General features: G+C 36.8%; 13 protein-coding genes. 2 read left to right on the forward strand and 11 right to left on the reverse strand.

The genetic code is table 11. From position 1 onward, the window contains the following. Window positions 1-503 precede the first annotated feature (503 nt). The 3 genes from C7390_RS11460 to C7390_RS11470 form a co-directional block, all read right to left on the reverse strand. Window positions 504-1172, reverse strand: a complete 669-nt coding sequence (locus C7390_RS11460; RefSeq protein WP_022502390.1) for a GntR family transcriptional regulator — start codon at window positions 1170-1172, stop codon at window positions 504-506. Window positions 1173-1195: 23 nt separating this feature from the next. Beyond that, on the reverse strand, window positions 1196-2059 hold the full coding sequence (gene ispE, locus C7390_RS11465; RefSeq protein ID WP_022502389.1) for a 4-(cytidine 5'-diphospho)-2-C-methyl-D-erythritol kinase: 864 nt from the start codon (window positions 2057-2059) through the stop codon (window positions 1196-1198). Between the two features lie 234 nt (window positions 2060-2293). After that, entirely contained in the window at window positions 2294-3763 is a 1470-nt protein-coding gene (locus C7390_RS11470) for an MATE family efflux transporter (protein WP_082421656.1), read from the reverse strand. Window positions 3764-3944: 181 nt separating this feature from the next. Here C7390_RS11470 and C7390_RS11475 point away from each other — a divergent pair, with 181 nt between their 5' ends. Then, window positions 3945-4772, forward strand: a complete 828-nt coding sequence (locus C7390_RS11475; protein WP_055176898.1) for a helix-turn-helix domain-containing protein — start codon at window positions 3945-3947, stop codon at window positions 4770-4772. 124 nt (window positions 4773-4896) lie between these two features. Beyond that, window positions 4897-5505, forward strand: a complete 609-nt coding sequence (locus C7390_RS11480; RefSeq protein WP_055176896.1) for a hypothetical protein — start codon at window positions 4897-4899, stop codon at window positions 5503-5505. Between the two features lie 115 nt (window positions 5506-5620). Here the strand turns inward: C7390_RS11480 and C7390_RS11485 are convergent, their stop codons facing one another. The 8 genes from C7390_RS11485 to C7390_RS11520 all read right to left on the reverse strand — a co-directional run bounded on the left by C7390_RS11485 (window position 5621) and on the right by C7390_RS11520 (window position 18471). After that, complete coding sequence (locus C7390_RS11485) at window positions 5621-7021, reverse strand: helix-turn-helix transcriptional regulator (RefSeq protein WP_055176893.1); 1401 nt, start codon at window positions 7019-7021, stop codon at window positions 5621-5623. A 323-nt stretch (window positions 7022-7344) separates the two neighbouring features. After that, window positions 7345-8934, reverse strand: a complete 1590-nt coding sequence (locus tag C7390_RS11490) for a DUF3794 domain-containing protein (RefSeq protein WP_055176890.1) — start codon at window positions 8932-8934, stop codon at window positions 7345-7347. 151 nt (window positions 8935-9085) lie between these two features. Next, window positions 9086-9562: a protease complex subunit PrcB family protein gene (locus C7390_RS11495; RefSeq protein ID WP_022502383.1), complete on the reverse strand. Its 477-nt coding sequence runs from the start codon at window positions 9560-9562 to the stop codon at window positions 9086-9088. A gap of 53 nt (window positions 9563-9615) precedes the next feature. After that, window positions 9616-10971 carry a phosphoglucosamine mutase gene (glmM, locus tag C7390_RS11500; protein ID WP_022502382.1) on the reverse strand — a complete coding sequence of 452 codons (1356 nt, stop codon included), beginning with the start codon at window positions 10969-10971 and terminating at the stop codon, window positions 9616-9618. Between the two features lie 25 nt (window positions 10972-10996). Beyond that, window positions 10997-11737, reverse strand: a complete 741-nt coding sequence (locus tag C7390_RS11505; RefSeq protein ID WP_022502381.1) for a polyprenol monophosphomannose synthase — start codon at window positions 11735-11737, stop codon at window positions 10997-10999. Window positions 11738-11845: 108 nt separating this feature from the next. Beyond that, window positions 11846-13147: a hypothetical protein gene (locus C7390_RS11510; RefSeq protein WP_055306900.1), complete on the reverse strand. Its 1302-nt coding sequence runs from the start codon at window positions 13145-13147 to the stop codon at window positions 11846-11848. Window positions 13148-13168: 21 nt separating this feature from the next. Next, entirely contained in the window at window positions 13169-16075 is a 2907-nt protein-coding gene (locus C7390_RS11515) for a YfhO family protein (RefSeq protein WP_116444221.1), read from the reverse strand. A 23-nt stretch (window positions 16076-16098) separates the two neighbouring features. Continuing rightward, the gene (locus tag C7390_RS11520; RefSeq protein WP_116444222.1) at window positions 16099-18471 is read right to left on the reverse strand and encodes a type I phosphomannose isomerase catalytic subunit; all 2373 of its coding nucleotides are present in this window, start codon (window positions 18469-18471) and stop codon (window positions 16099-16101) included. Window positions 18472-18478 lie beyond the last annotated feature (7 nt).

Genomic DNA, 18478 nt, shown 5'->3' on the forward strand with positions numbered 1-18478 from the left:
CGCTACTTGAAACCGTAGCGGACACGTAAGCGGCTAAGGAACAGCCGCTAAGTGCCGACGGTTTCAACAGTACCCAGCTTGCAATATAGTAAGTTCTCACAACTGGGCAGCGACTGAACTGCAACTTTCTTCGGATGTATGGCAGATAATATACAATATCATTGCCACTGCCGTGTAGCGACTATTCTACAATCGTCGCTTCCCACCTCCACCTAACAGCTGTCCTGCAATCCACACTTCCGACAACCTGCCACCACCAGAAATAACTTTCCATTAAATTATCCACTCACCTAAAGGCTTTCACCGCTGCGTGCGACACTTAAACGAAAGCGGGTCGCCGTTGCTTTTGCTGCTTTTTAACATCCCCGCCACAACCTTTAAGATGTACCAGATAATTTATATGGAAATTATCCCCAAAAAATAAAAAGCTATACCCACCCCTATCATTTTCATAGTATGGTGAATACAGCTTTCAGTTTTCAATAAATCACAATTTTATTTAATTATATGTTAAGAAGTCTTATAATTCCCCTTTCCTGATTAGTAATATGCTGTCTTACTATAACCTTGGCTTTTTCGACATCCTTATCGGCAAGCTGCCTGATTATATCGTTATGCTCACTTATAAGTATAGAATGTGTTCTTGCATCTTTAACATATTCAAGACGATATCTGTACATCTGCTCACTAAGACTGTTGACAAGCTGGATAAGTCTCTGGTTGTCTGTCATTGAATATATAATATTGTGGAATGCCACATCTGCATTAACTATAGCAACTACATCTTTAGATACAATAGCGGCTTCAAATACCCTGTTAGCCGTCTTTAACTCCTCTATATGTTCAGGTGTTACATTCTTGCAGGCAAGTGTTGCAGCAAGTTCTTCTAACGCCGAACGCACCTCAAGGACATCTCTCATATCCTTTACAGTTATATGTGCAACCTCAGCACCTTTTCTTGGAATCATAATAACAAGGCCTTCAAGCTCTAACTTTCTGATTGCTTCTCGTATAGGTGTACGGCTTACTCCAAGCTTGTTAGCAAGCTGTATCTCCATAAGTCTTTCGCCAGGTTCCATCTCTCCTGTAAGAATAGCCTGTCTTAATGTATTGAATACAACATCTCTTAATGGAAGGTATTCGTTCACATCCATTTTTAATTCGCCTTTCATTGTCTAATCCTCCGTGTAGTAATTTAATTAAATGTCTCTGTTATATATACCTGTCTTGCATCTCCCTGACGCTTTAAATATTCTTTACAATTAAGTGCTGTCTGCTCATCAGGAAATATTCCAAATACTGTAGGACCACTTCCACTCATCATAGCATTGTATGCACCCTGACTTATCATATCCTTCTTTATCTTATCTATAACCGGATACAACGGAATAGTCACATCTTCTAACACATTGCCCATACGCTCGGCAATCTTTATTACACTGCCCTCATTAATTGCCTCTATAATTCCGTCTATATCAGGATGCTTTGTGATTGCACCTGAATCCAGACTATCATACACCATCTTAGTCGATACATTAATAGGTGGCTTTGCTACAACCATATGACAAAATGGCATAGGTGCAAGTCTTGTAAGCTTCTCTCCTATCCCTTCTGCAAGTGCAGTTCCTCTCATAATACAGTATGGAACATCAGCTCCAATCTTAACTCCCTGCTCCATAAGCTCCCTGTTAGAAAGTCCAAGATTGAACAGCTTATTGATAGCAAACATAGCAGAAGCTGCATCTGTACTTCCTCCAGCCATACCTGCTGCTATCGGTATGAACTTATTAAGGTCTACCTCTATTCCACCCGAAAAGCCATACTCATCTTTCATAAGCTTGTATGCTTTATATATGAGATTATTCTCATTAACCGGAAGAAACTTAAGATTAATATCAATCCTTATATCGTCTTCTGGTATCTTATTAATTATAAGACGGTCATATATACCTACTGTCTGCATAACCATTCTTACATCGTGATATCCATTATCTCTCTTTCCTAACACATCAAGTCCAAGATTAATCTTGGCACGTGCCTTTAATCTAATTGAGTCCATATTCATATCTCCAATATTGTATACATACATCTATTATATAAAACAGATTGTACAAAATCAAGTACATACTTGCATTTTCATATGATTATTACTAATCACCAGAAAATATATCCTGCAGAATGAATTATATATAACTATGCTGCCATTTTTATTAACAAAAAATTCCCGAAACCAGAACAATCCGGCTGGCTTCGGGAACATTTATAGGGAGCACAATATTTACTTGTAATCTGATTAATTAACTGTCTGTATATTTGAAGAAACTTTTATATCTGAATCAGCCTCATTAAGAGACTTTACCTTTTCGTCTGAATTATTGCCTTCATCCTGTGTCTTTTCTATTTTAATAGTTGATTTCTTCCATATTCCTGTCCAATAGAGTATGTAGAGTATCAATGCTGATGTGGCATTACTTACAACTACCGCATACCACACACTCTCAACGCCCATTCCAAGCACATTAGCACATACCCACAATGTCAGGAACCTGAATATCCATATTCTTGTCGCATCAACTGCCATTGTTATCATGGTATGTCCACAGCCCTGAAATAACCCCTGCGTTACATTATAAAATGCATTCGTCCAGCAGCATATTGCCATAATTGACAGGAACTGTGTCGCAAGAGGCACTACCTGTTCATCTGATGTGAAAAATCTTACCATTGGTTCTGCTATAAATCTTCTTGAAAGTATCATTCCACATATGAATAAGAATACAGCTCCTATTCTCAGTGCAATATGGTATGACTTGTCAGTTCTTTTAATATTGCCTGCACCCATATTCTGACCGACTATTGTAGATATTGCAGAGCCTATTCCGCTTGCCGGCATTGTAATAATACTGTTAATCTTATTACCGATACCATAAGCTGTTGTAGCTGTCGGACCATAGGCATTAACATTTTTAGTCATAAGAAGAAATCCGAACTGCATTGTACTTCCACCTATTGCAGTTGGCAGACCAATTTTTAATATAGCAAGCACTTTATTTTTATCAAATTTGAAGTTCTTAAAGTTAATTCTGACAAGCTGGTTATTTCCCCTAAGTACAAGAACTCCAATAATCGCACTCGGTATCTTAGCAAGCAGTGTAGCAAGTGCCGCACCACCTATTCCCCAGTTGAATATAACAAGGAATAATGGGTCAAGTATCAGATTGATAGATACCCCAAGTATATTAAGAAGCAGAGGTCTTACTGTGTCGCCCTGTGCCTGCTTGACCGAAGTAAACAGATTAATCATAAAAAGAAATGGAAGGTCTAATACTACAATTCTTATATATGTAAGTCCATATCTATATATTTCACCCTCAGCACCAAGCCATTTTACAAGTCCTGGTGACACAAGCCAGCATATAAATGCACATACGACTGAAAATCCAAGCGATGTTATACATATATGATTAGCCATAGAGTTCGCCTGTTTGTCTTCTTTCGCACCAAGGTACTGCGATATAAGGATAGCACCCGCTGTCGTTATGCCTGCTCCAAAGTTAATAAGAATATTCTGGAATGGTGACACAAGCGTTATAGCTGCCTGATTAGCTGTTCCTATCTTTCCAAGCCAGAACGTATCTGTAAGATTATACATTGACTGTATAAAGCTGTTAATCATAACTGGTATTGCCAATGTAAGAATTGCCCTGATAAGATTCCCGTTAAGAATCATATCTCTCTTGCCAGCACTTATTGGTCGTGCCATATTTAATCCCTTCTTTCCCAATAATCTATTGCATTTTTTCTCTTTTTTATATAATATATTAGCATAAAAAACAGTGATTTCCACTTATAAATACTATTATTTAATTAACTTTACAGAAAATGTATCCTAATTTCTTACATAAGTATTTTTATAAATACTTTTTTTACACTGGAGGCTTAATATGATACAGGATATGCAGAAGAATTTTGAAATCAAAAAAATTAAACGCTCGGCATTTAAAGCTAAAAAGGTTCACTCACACCCTTTTCACGAACTTTTTTATCTTGCCCGCGGTGAATGTACGGCATTTATCAGCCACAATATATACAAATTCCACCACGGAGATATTGTAATCGTCCCTGCCGGAACAATCCACAAGACTGATTATACAGGAAAAGGTATGCACGAGCGAATTGTAATAAGCTTTAAGCCAACCGTCACAGAATGGCTCAACAATGTTGTCGGCACGGATATCGTATCTGATGTTATGCAGGCAGGTGTTATCTCAATACCCGAAAAACGAAGAGATTATATAGAAAGCCTTCTTGAAAAGCTCCTCTTTGAAAATGAAGGACAGGATCCTTTATCTCCCGGCTTTGTAAGCGTTGCACTCGCCGAGCTTATGCTTTTTATAACCCGTTGTAAGAATTATGAAGAAAATGTAATAAAAGAGATTGACGTTAATAACAGAATTATGCAGGAGGTTGCAACTTACATTTACAACCATTACAGCGAAAGGCTTATACTTGAAGATGTGGCGAAAAAATTCAATCTCAGCCGTTCGTATCTTTCAAAGAAATTCAAGAGCGTTACCGGCTTTGGTTTTAAAGAATATATAATAAATGTCCGCATACAACACGCCTGCGAACTTCTTCTTAACACTAACAAATCAATAACTGATATTGCATTTGAGTGTGGTTTTAATGACAGTAATTATTTCGGCGATGCTTTCAGGCGTACCAAGGGTATTTCACCTAATAAATACAGAAAAAATAAAGAACATATGTAAATAAAGCCTTACAAACAGCCGATTATATATATAAAGCCACGGATGGTTTTATCAGATTGCTTTTATAAGCATTTAACTATTAATTATTACAAATTGTGCGTATGCACAGAAACGGAGGAATAATATGGAATTAAACGGAGTTAATTCTTATTACACAGGCTATGCTTCAACAGCCAGCCAGACTAATAAAGACAACAAGACATCAGGAACAGCTTCTGCTAATAATTATTCAGATACTGCTGCCACTTATGAATCTTCTAAAGGCCAGACTGTTTCATCTGCTACATCAAAATCAACCAATCCTTCTTTAGTAGCACAGTTAAAAGCTGACTCTGACAATCGTATGCAGCAGTTACAGTCACTCGTAAGCAAGATGTTTGAAAAGCAGGGAATTACAATCGGAACTGCTGATGATATGTGGAAAGTACTTGCCAGCGGCAACTTCACAGCAGATGCTGATACAATTGCCAAGGCTAAAGAAGATATTTCAGAGGACGGATATTGGGGAGTTAAACAGACATCATCAAGAATCTTTGATTTTGCAATGGCTCTTGCTGGTGATGATGAAGAAAAGATGCAAAAGATGAAAGCCGCTGTAGAAAAAGGCTTTAAGCTTGCAACCAAATCATGGGGCAAAGAACTTCCAGACATAAGCAAGAATACATACAGTGCTGTTATGGACAAGTTCGATGATTATTTTGCTTCCAAGAAGACATCCACTGACACAGAATAAATCATAACCAACACAGAATAATATTATAATAACAAAGGCAGGAAAGTAAGAACCTCTTAAGCAATAACTTAAAGTTTCTCATATTCCTGCCTTTTTATTTTCTTTAATTGATAATCTAATTCTCACTCCACGAATAGTAGAACTGTATAAGTCCTATTCTTGAACTTGTATCGGTCTTTTCATTGATAGCTGAAATGTGCCTGTACAATGCAGACCTTGACATACACAGCGTGCTGGCAAGTTCGGATACATTTCCGTCCGACTCTGTTAATACCTGAAGAACCTCTTTTTCCCGCTCTGTAAGTGAATATGCCTGAACAAATCTTTCTAATTTATAATTTACAGCAGGTTCAGTACTAACCGGCTCTTTAACACTAATTACAAGCTGTGTAGAATAAGCATAAATAGCAACGCTTATTAATGCAAATAAAACAAGTGCGACAACGCTTATTATCATTGTATTTGCACTTGATAAAAGCAGTACTGATGTAAAGCTTGTTATAACTGCTCCTGCATTATTGACTGCCCTGCCCATTCCAGCCCATAATTCTGGAATATCTGTATTGTATGAGAACTGAATAAACATTGTTGTAAAGTATACAACGAAAAATCCAGCCGACATATAAAATGCAACAAGTCCTATCATAAACGGACCACCAAGTTCTATTACTGCCACACACATAACTGAAAGAAGTGTTACACAGTACATAATAATATTAATAAACGCTCCTTTATTAATTCCAAACACATATCCTGCAACAAGACCGCTTACAGCAAGGATAACTCTTGGTGTTTGTCCAATATCGACACTTCCTTCCGCGTGTACAAGTGTTACGGCATTATCAAGTGTTGAAAATATACAAGTCATAAGTGCAACTATAATAATAAGCGTTATCCCTGCCGTTTTCTCATTCTTATAGACAATATACGAAGCTCTTCCATCAGCCGCTCTGGCACTATTAGCAGCCATGCTGTCAGTTCCAAAGCCGTAATACACAAGCACTATAAGCCCCACGCACAGCATTATACTTTCAGCTAAGTTATTATTAACGATATTATTAGCAATAAACTGTATAAGCACTCCAAGTGCATATGCAATTCCTATCGCATAGGATACCGGCATAGAATAGTTGCTTATATTAACTGCAAGTGAATAGTGCACAGCACTTCCTACAATTCCCATTATCGCAAAGAATACACAACCGCTTATGAATATTGAGACATAAGAGCTGTGTGTACCCATAACTGCTATACATATTATGCCAGTTATTACTACACATACTTTAAATATGTGCAGTAACAGCATATTATTATTCTTTCTGTATACACGCTTTAACAACGGATACATAAGAAATCCGGCAACACTTACACCCAGAATATAATTCTGTGCATTTACTACTCCATTTGAATTTATAACATATAACATCATATTATCATACATATATTCTGTACCAAGGAATACATAATTAAATAATGCAATAATGATAATGTTAATCATTGGTACTTTATTCTTCATATTAATCTCCATTTCTAATTCACGCAATCCTTATGAATACATACAAAGTTCCGCAAGGAACTTTTAAGATGAGCACTTTTGTGCTCATTATACCATATGTCCTGCGTTGCTTTTCCACACATCCGAAGTTTCGAAGAAACTTCTAAGTGACTACGAAGTAGTCATATTATACCATATTTTCGTGCAGCCTTTCAGCACATCCGAAGTTTCGAAGAAACTTCTAAGTGACTACAAAGTAGTCATATTATACCATAATTTTCGTGCAGCTTTTCAGCACATCCGAAGTTTCGAAGAAACTTCTAAGTGACTACGAAGTAGTCATATTATACCATTGCTTTTCTCACAAGTAAAAGCTTTGTTCCTGCTGGAATTATATCCGAATCAACAAGTCTTTGTATAGTGCTGTTTTCCTCCCTCATCAAATCCCCTGTTGTGTCATATTTCTTGGCTATATCCCATACTGTGCATTTACCGTCAGATATATAACCCACCATTGAAGGGAGTGCCGAATAATCAACATTTTCTCTCTTATTGCACTCACACTCGTCAATGACATTAATATTAAATGGCTCAAAGCAAATCGTATCCAATGCGATTACTGCTTTAACCTCAATCTGTGCACTGCTGTTCATTGATGCCTGAAGCTGTTCTATTGACGGTCTTATCGTATATTCTATCAGATTCTTATTATATTCCTTTAATTCAACTACCGTTGTGAATGGAATTACTGAATTAATGCTTCCCATTGGAGAATTATCATCAGAAGTTATGTAGAATATATTAACTATCACAGCACCCATTATCTCTATTCCCTCAGGAATACATTCGTAACTGTCAATCTGTACATTAGCCGTTGCATTGACTATCTGCATAAGATTAATGTAATCTTCTACCTTGACATTACCTGAAACCCTGCATTTATTATTGTTTCTTATAATAAGCTTCTTTAACTGCTGTGTTTCCTGCTTAATATCAACATCAAAGCCCGGAATATACATATCCCACATAGCATTGCGACTGCACTCCTCATAAGATTTAATATCCATATCAAGTACCAGCTCAACAGCAACATCCCTGTTATTGCCGTCATAATCCGGTCTTACCTCTACATTTTTACTTATTACATTGTAACCAACATACGATATTCCATCAGGATTTGCACCGCTCACATCTATTATTCCAGTAAATGGTGTGCTTGTTTCATACCATTGCACCTGTCCTGCCTCATCATCAGCAATATACATAATAAATACATTCAGCTCACCGCTTACACTTAGTCCGTCCTCTGTCATTCTTGTGTTGACATTTCTTACATCTACATCGTCCCATACAAGACTTCCTATATCTGCCTTTCCATTAGGAACTGACACAGTTTCCTTAATTCTTAAGTTATCTTTCATATTAACGTCAGCCTGCACATATTCAAAATCCTTTAACAAAAGTTCTGCGTTACAGTCACCGTCCTCAATTCCTGTTGATATGGAAATGTTCTTAATCTCCTCACATGTTACCGTCAAAGCCACAATTGCCTTTACACTTATCTTTCTTGAATTAATGGATTTAATCGTCAGATCCTCAAGCTGTGCCTTGCAATTTACATCAAGCCCTGTAGCATCACACGACAGATTGACATTTTCAAGAAAATTAAGTGAACCATCCATTCTTACCGGTATAAATCTTTTATCGTTCTCACTGCTTCCTGTATACATAATCGCAAATACAAGTGTTCCGTCAATCTGGGCTTTATCCTGATTAACCCTCACACCGTTAACTACTGCCATTCCCCATTCTTTGACAATTAAATCAATATCCGGTTTGCTATCCATAACATTAAAATCATCATCAAGAGTAATCTGGGTTGTATTAGTACATTTTATAACATATTCGTGAATATTTTCGTGTTTAAGATTCACAACAGACCTCCCAATATACATTTCTTATTCAATATATGCACTCTTTCCTAAGCATATTACTTAATCTGCTGTTATTCTCTTTTATTAATAATCTGACTGCAAAGTGTTTATATATCGTTTAATCTATAATATTTCATCTGCATATTATAATCTACATCTTGAACACTACTGACTCGTCACGTTTTTCATATTTCAACACAATATATGGAGTTGTGCTTACTTCATTTACCTGCTCGCCCTCTGCTGGTCCTATAAGCTTAAAATCTGCATATACCGCATTACCACTCACATATACATCATCTACTCTTATGCTGTATCCAGACGTCTCCTTCGTTCCATATCCTGCAACAATATAGGTATAGTCCTTTGTTGTATAAGTCAGTCTTAAGGTGGACTGCTTCTTATTGTCTATTAGCTTCTTTAATTCTATTGGTAAATCTTCGTTCTCAACAACTGTATAGTCAATCTTCTCGTGATTATCTGCCTGACCACCTGAACACGCCATACAAAAGCTTATTGCAAGCATAAGTGCCACTACAACCGTGATATTAAGAAACATATGCTTTCTCATAAAGACATTTTTCCTAATAAAATGCTTCTTATACTTAAACTGCTGATAACTTCCCATAAAAAATCCCTGTTAATAAGACTTGTTATCATCTTATTAACAGGGTCGTTAATTTATTCTACCGCATAACCTTTTTCTTTGATTACTGCTATTACATCATCAACATATTTCTCACATTCTTCGTGAGTGCCAGCCTCAACCATAACTCTTACAACCGGCTCTGTTCCGCTTTCTCTTACAAGAATTCGTCCATCATTGCCAAGACTTTCTGCTACCTTGTCAACTGCCGCCTTAACATCTGTATCGTCCTGTGCTGCTGTCTTGTCATATACACGGATATTCTTAAGCACCTGTGGATATATCTGAAGTGAAGCTGCAAGCTGTGAAAGCGTCATCTTCTTGGCTATCATAACCTCCATCATCTTAAGTGCTGTTATTATGCCATCACCTGTAGTTGCATATTTGCTGAATATGATGTGTCCTGACTGCTCACCGCCAAGACGATATCCGTTATTAACCATACATTCATATACATACTTATCGCCAACTTTAGTCTTCGCATAGTCTATTCCAGCCGCATCAAATGCCTTGTAAAGTCCGAAATTAGACATTACTGTTGTAACAACTGTATTGTCTATAAGCTTTCCTCTTTCTTTCATATAACATCCATAAATATATAATATATGGTCTCCTGTTATAACATTGCCATTCTCATCTACACAAAGACATCTGTCGGCATCGCCGTCAAATGCAAAGCCTGCATCAAGATGTTCCCTCTTAACAAGATCCTGTAAGCCTTCTATATGTGTAGAACCACAGTTAGTATTAATATTAGTACCATCTGGACTGGCATTAATCACATAAGTCTTAGCCCCAAGTGCGTCAAATACTGCTTTTGCAAGTGTCCAGGCACTTCCGTTAGCCGCATCAAGACCTATTCTCATACCCTTAAATGAATATATTGCAAGGCTCATAAGATAACCCATATACCTGTTACGTCCAGCAGTATGGTCTACTGTACAGCCTATATTTTCTTTAGTGGCATAAGGTATGTTCTCCGGTTCGCCATCAAGATACTTCTCAATCTCACTTATGACATCTTCTCTCATCTTCTCACCCTTGCTGTTGATGAGTTTTATTCCGTTATCATAAAATGGATTGTGGCTTGCAGATATCATAATTCCGCAGTCAAAATCTTCTGTTCTTGCTATATAAGATACGCTTGGTGTTGTTGTAACGTGCAAAAGATAAACATCAGCTCCTGAGGCTGTAAGACCTGCAACTAATGAATACTCAAACATATAGCTGCTTCTTCTTGTATCCTTGCCTATTACAATCTTAGCCTTGCCATCCTCTTTATCCCTGCCATAATACCAGCCAAGAAATCTTCCTACTTTAAATGCGTGATCAACCGTAAGGTTTACATTAGCTTCACCACGAAATCCATCTGTACCAAAATACTTACCCATTATTACTCCTTCCAGTTACAAAAGCTTATTCTGCCATCATCTTTTCTGTTGACCAGATTTCTACTTCATATTTATTAGCCTTGTTGTATCTCTTTCTAAGATCCTTAAGCTGCTTTAAATATTCCATTGTAACCTTACCTGAAAGCTTAGATTCGCCCTCTGTTCTCTGCTGGAACTTATATGGGATTTCAACTACCTTCTTATATGAACCCATTGCAAGAACTTCGACCATAATCTTCCAGCCTATTGGCTGAAGATCTGCTCCTTCAATCACTTCACGTCTGAACATAAAAAGACCACTTGTTGGGTCAGATATCTTTCTAAGACAAGGAAGCATCCACTGTCCTATCTTTCTTGCTGTACCAGATACGAACTTTCTGTACCAGTTAAGTCCACCGTCATCTCCACCAGGTATAAGACGGCTTGGTATACAGAAATCAGCACCGCTTTCCATAGCCTTATACATATATTTAAGTACAATTGGTGGGTGCTGTAAATCAGCATCCATACAAGCCATATACTCACCCTTGGCAAGTTCAAATCCCTTAAGAACTGCTGTTGCAAGACCTGTTTCACCTGTTCTGTGTTCAAGTCTTATCTGTGGAAAATCCTTAGCTACTTCCCTGATTACATCAGGTGTATTATCTTTACTATCATCTACGAATAATATTTCATAATCAATTCCCTTAAGTGCATCATCTATCTGTGTCACCAGATTTCTAATATTCTTTCCCTCATTAAATGTAGGTACAACTACTGATAACATATATTTTCTCCTTTTAATATTCTTATACCAGATTAACTCCAGTATATATAATTGTAATTTAAAAAGCGTGTTAATTATAATACCAATATATAAAGATAGCAAGTCTTTTCACATAAGCAGACCATCCCAGAAGTACCATGCCGATATTACAACAATCTCAACTATAGACAACAACGTAATTATTCCATACCGTACATACCTGTTACAGCCTGCGATTATCTCTGCCACTCCTATATATATTACAAATGAACCCATTATAAATCTCAATGTACTCATAACGCTTGATGTAAGCGGAATAAGAAGTACTATTATTCCAAATATTCCAAGTGCATAATGCTTCTTTCTTATCATCGCTGCATAAAGCATAAGTGTTATAACGCAGAGCCAGCCAAGTATTATTCCATTGAGTGTCTTAACTCCTGATGCCGCTGAGAGCTGCCCTGTACACGACTTAAACAACACTCCGATTACCGGAAACATTTTCTGTGTCCTCCACGCTCTCTGGACGTGGTAAAATGCCCACGAATCACCACAAAAGTATCTCAGATAATTCATATATATGAATATGCCAAGAGGGCTTATCATAATAGCCACAAGCTTCTTTGGTTCTTTTATGACATTTTTAATAAAAGTTCTTATAACACTGGCTAAGCTTATATTTCCAGCTATCAGAATACCAGCTTCTTCTGTAAGCATACACTTATCTATTATACCAGCTTCTTTATTATCTTTCATTTCTGAATTATGCTTAGCCCTGCACTCTGCACAGGTCTCCATAAACATATATGTTATAAGCACAAACACAAGCATACAGCCAACAATTCGTGTTGCACTTGCCATCGCCGCCGCTATTCCTGCCGCCATATAATTATGTCTGGCAGAGTTATAGAAGCACAGTATAACACACAATATGAATAGTGCTTCTGTATACATAGCACCATAGTACACGGCAAATGGTCCTGCAAGCATAAGAAATATAATAATATCCTCAACTGTCTTTTTATTATATTTCTTCATATCAAGCTCTATATCTGCATACTTAACCGCATAATACACTGCTATAATTATACATATGTTGGAAACTGTCATTCCAACGGCATATGTATCTATACTTCCCATTGTGACAAGTCTTACTGCCATACACACAAGAGGGTATAGCGGGAAAAAAGCCCAGCTTGCCATACCTGATGACTTAGGAGGCTGGTAACCATTCTCCACAATCCCTTTATACCACTCTGCATCCCACGGATTCATATAATACAGCCATTGGTGCGGCTCATCAGCAATAAGATTCATCACCGGAACCATTAGAAGCATAACTGCCCTTGAAATAAGCCATACTGCTATTATCTTCACCAAAAGCCTTAACCGTTCATTATCTTTATAGTATCCTGCTACTGCTTTAAACATTCACAACCCCAATATCTGTTATTACAATATATACTGTATATTCGCAATCACGCTGGCAACAAGTGGAATTGCAAACATAACAACTGCAAGCACTGCAATTATTGCAAGATATACACCACTTGCACACATTCCTAACCACTGAGGAACATTTATCCCTCTCTTATGGTCAATAACCATAAGAACTATCATAACAATAAGAATAATCAAAGATATAATTATTCCTGCGTTTCTTCCTGATGGTTTAAATGTAAATACAATCTCATTACTTCCATCATTAATATTAACTCCTGTAAATATTCCAGCAATCTCGTCTGTATCACACTTTACTCCATTAACTGTAACTGTCCAGTTATCACTCTTAATGATTGGAATTATTGCATAATTATCATTACCGCTTCCGTCAACCTTTATAGTAACTGAGTTATTAGTATATGTTACATCACTCTGCTTATCAGCGTATTTATCGCACAGTGACTGCATTTTATTAAGGTCAATTCCTGCGATTGTGACAATCGACTTATCCGTGATTGCATTACCTGCTGAATCATATGGTCTTGTATATTCTACCTGAACCTCAATATCTTCATCATAAAATGTTCCAAGATATATAAGTCCGTTATTATAATCCGTTGTGTAATACTTATTTTTTACATTCCCTATTGTCGGTATTGCAATCTCTTTACCATTAACAGTTATCTTTACACTTCTGAAAAGATTAGATACATTGGCATCCGAGTCGCCTATATTACGGTCAGTAACACTCATATATACAGCCTTTGTTCCTGTTACAGAATCCTTATAAGTCTGTATGATATGCTTATTCTGTGTTGTTCTGTAATCTTCCAGATTATCAGAAGCTATATTATCTTCTGCAACATGATTATTATTTACAGTAATCTCTTTAGTATCTGTCAGAGTACCATATTCCGTAACAATACCACTTGAATCATGGCTTAATGCACTATACATAATATTGTGCATATATATCCAGTCCTTTGAGCAGTTATTATCATTATAATCTTCTGACTCTACAGACATTGTTGCTTCATTCTTAGTAAAATCTTTATTAAAATCTACATTTTTTACAGATGAGTCAGTAACCATTGCAAATGGCAGCTGGTAATTAGCTGTATAAAGCTTATACTGACAGCCATCAGTTCCAACCTTCTTAAGTGTATACAATGAACTGTCTAATCTGTTGACATTAACAGCCTCCGTAATGTGTATAAGAGCATCGCTGAATACCGTATTACCTGAATCAAGCATCCAGAGGAAATACTTTGAATGTCCCCATCTTACTGTCTGCTTCTGGCTGTCCTTCTGAAGAGCTGCCGTAAAGCTTGACATTGCACCTCTCTTCATAACAAGAGGGTAGTTGGCATTAAAGCTTAAATCCGGATTAGTTATTCTGTCTACCGGTGATGAGGCTATTTCAAGATTATTAGCCGCTTCCACTGCAAGCTGTACATAATCTCCATACTGATATGGCGTATAAGTATAGAACTTAGGTGGACCTGTCATAGCGATGGCACCTATAATTATCTCAACAGCCATTAATCTTATAATACTGTTAATTCCATATCCGTCTTTTCTAACTATTACATTAATTATATGCACAACAAGCATAATTGCGAATACTGCTATAAAAAATACAAATGCCCTCTCGTAGGAATTAACTGGAATATACTTATATCCAAGTGCAAATGCAACGCATACTACCACACACACTGCACTTAATATTATATTCTTCTTTTTATCTTCTTTGCTATCTGCAACTATAGTATCTGCATACATTGCTGCAAGACATATGAATGTAAATGCTATAATAAATCCATTTCTTAATGTATATCCATTATATGAACCAAAATGCCACATAATGTTAGTACCCTCTGCAACTGCCTGAATAACCATTATTGCAAAGAGTGATACTGCATACCAGTTACGCTTTCTTAAATCTATATCCATCTTATACCGCGGTAACTTTCTGCTTCTATGTACGCCTGTAAATATAAGCACAAGGAATATTCCCATACCATAGAACATCATTATTCTTTCAAATTCGCCAAGACTGAAGCTTCTGAATGTCGGATTAGAAATCCATGACATATACTGCTGTACAAGGCTTAATGAGTTACCGGTTCTCTGTGACTGTGAAAGCTGCGAGAATACCGGAAGAAGCACAAAGGCTGAAAGTCCAATTCCCGTAAATGTACCTATCCCTAAGTTCCACGCACATTTTCTTCTCTCTTCTTTGTCACATCTGAATATAATATACATTCCACCGGCAAGGAGTATGTATACAACTGACATTGCACTGATATAATAGTTAATAACAAATAACAATGCCAGCATAAGAATATAGAAAAACTTCTTTCCTGTCTTTTCCATAACATCTAAAGACATCATAAGAAGTGGAAATAAAGCAACTATATCCATCCAAGGTGTAAAACATGAAGCGTATAAAAGCACATAACCACAAAATGTGTATGCAAGTGCAAATATAACTTTAGTCTTATATGTTAATTTCTTATATCTTCTATTAAGAAATGCATACATTGTAACTGACATAACAAACATCTTAACAAGTGTAAGAATTGATATGAATTCCAATATATAATCTCTTGGACATAGATATAAAAGCAGGTTAAATGGACTGAACATTGAGAACGCTGATATACTCATACTCACATTAGTTCCGAGTCCTGTATACCAGTCAAACCACACACTTGCATCACCATGCATAGCATCCCACAAATGTGCATACAGTGGAGCAACCTGCTGCATATTATCAAATAAATCTATTCTGTTACTTCCAAAAGGCCATATTCCCTTTACAATAAGAACAAATATCATAACAAGTAGTGTTATAATTCCAGGAATAAGATATGAAGCTATCTTTCTTCCCTTTTTATCAAAACTGTTATTCATTCAAATCCTCCGTTCCCATCTGATTATACATGTGTAATTATACAGGTTGATCTGCCATTTACGACAACATTTCTCTTGCCTGCATTAATAAAGAAGCTTTCTCCAGCCTTAAACTTAAGTTCCTTGTCATTGTCATCTGTCATAATTGTTCCTTCACCGTCAATTACAATTACTGACAGGAATGAAGCTTCATCAACTGGTATCTTAGCTTCATCTTCTATTTCATACTTGATAACTTCAAAATACTTGCACTGTACAAGTCGCTTTGACATATAATGCTCATTATGTGCAAGCATAACATTACATTTGTTATCCTTCTCATACTTAACCGGATTAACGACATCTAATGACTTGGCAATGTGAAGCTCACGCGGATTACCGAATTTGTCACGTCTGTCATAATCATACATACGGTATGTGCAGTTAGAATTCTGCTGTATTTCACATATAAATATACCTGCACCTATCGCGTGGATGGTGCCAGCCTTTACCATAACAACATCACCCTTTTTAACCTCTATCTTGTTAAGAATTTCTGTTATTGTATTGTTCTTTATACGTTCTTCTATCTCTTCTTTAGAAGAAGCTCTTGAAAGTCCGCAATACAGATATGCACCAGGTTCTGCATCAAGCACATACCACATTTCGTTCTTTCCATATTCATTCTCGTTCTCCAGTGCATACTCATCATCCGGATGTATCTGTATTGATAATGCCTGCTTGGCATCAATAAACTTTATAAGTACTGGGAATCTGTCCTGTGCCTGACATTTCCAGCCTAATGCTTCCTTGCCAATTATTGAAAGATAATCATTAAAGAGCATACCCTTATAATATCCTTCTGCAATACGGCTCTGTCCGTCTGGGTGTGCAGAAAGCTCCCAGCTTTCTCCTATGACATCATAATCACATTTCTTGCCATATACATCTCTTATCTTAGTACCGCCCCAGAGGTTATCCTTAAATGCCGGGTCAAGCTTGACAATCGGACAATTATCTTTTCTTACATAATTGCCGCCATTATCTGATGAATCCTGTCCATATATCTTAACCATATCATTATCAAGGATTGAATCACCAATTCCAACCTCTATAATGACAACATTAGAGTCTGTCTTGTTAGCAACCTTATGCTTAACACCGATTGGCACGAATACGCTATCATACTTATGGTAATCTTTAGTTTCTGTACCTATTGTAATAGTAGCTGTACCTTCAACAACTGACCAGTATTCTGCCCTTAATTCATGCTGGTGAAGATTCATCATCATTCCTGGAAATACTGTAACCTTCTTAACCTTATAACCATTAGAATAATTAAGAAGCTCGTGTATACCCCATTCCCTATAGGAGATACGATTATAATCAAAGTATGTTTCATATTGGTCAAGATTGTCTTTAATAATCTCTTTGATATTATCAGCAGATTTCTTTGATGAAATGTATACAGCATCTTCTGTATTGACAACTACCATATCTCTTAAGTCATTAGCAACTACAAGCTGTCTTTGCGCGTTGTTAATTACTGATATATTACTACAGTCATTCTTAATTATATTGTCAGGCTTATCATCACTATGGTGCATTTCAATATCACATACATTATCGATATCTTTCCATAAAATGTCAGCCTCTACTACTTTGAGATTGTCACAGTGTTCAAGAACAAGTGTTTCTATGCTTCCTGTAACTATGTCCTTCATTACATTTTCTGAGAAACGTATAGCCCTTCTTATAGCTGGAACTTTTCTCTTAGCTGTACGGCAGGCTGTATACAATTCCGGACATTTCTTTCTTGTGATATTAACCATATCACCTGCCCTGAACACAAGTATTCCACTATTCCATAGATACCCCTCCTCATATGAATAGCAGTCTGCAATCTCAGATGTTGCATCATCAAAATCAACATTTGATAATATCTTAATTACATCATTTCCATCTCTCTTGATATATCCAAGATTCTTCGCCTGATATTCAGGCTTAACTCCAACTGCCGCAATTACGCCTTTCTTTGCTATCTCTTTAGCTCCTATGATGGCATCCTTGTATCCATCACCATCAATAAAATTGTCTGAATTAACAACTAATACAAATTCAGTTGGATTGGCAAACATTGTTCCAAGCATAATTGCCGCTGCTGTGCCCTTAGCTGTGCCCTCAAGAATAACTCTGTATTTCAGGCTCTGGAACGCCTTCATCTGTCCGTTTACAATATTCTTATATGCCTCATTAGTTACTATAATAAATTCATCACAATAAGGCAGATTTCTGACAACCGTTTCCTGTAAAAGTGAACGGCCTTCCTTAAATTTCATAAACTGTTTAGGATAATTTTTTCTGGACAATGGCCATAAACTATCGCCACTTCCACCTGCAAGAATTACACACTTCATGCAAATG

Origin of the sequence: Bacteroides galacturonicus, from assembly GCF_003096855.1 — a bacterium.
Taxonomy (GTDB): Bacteria; Bacillota; Clostridia; order Lachnospirales; family Lachnospiraceae; genus Lachnospira; species Lachnospira rogosae.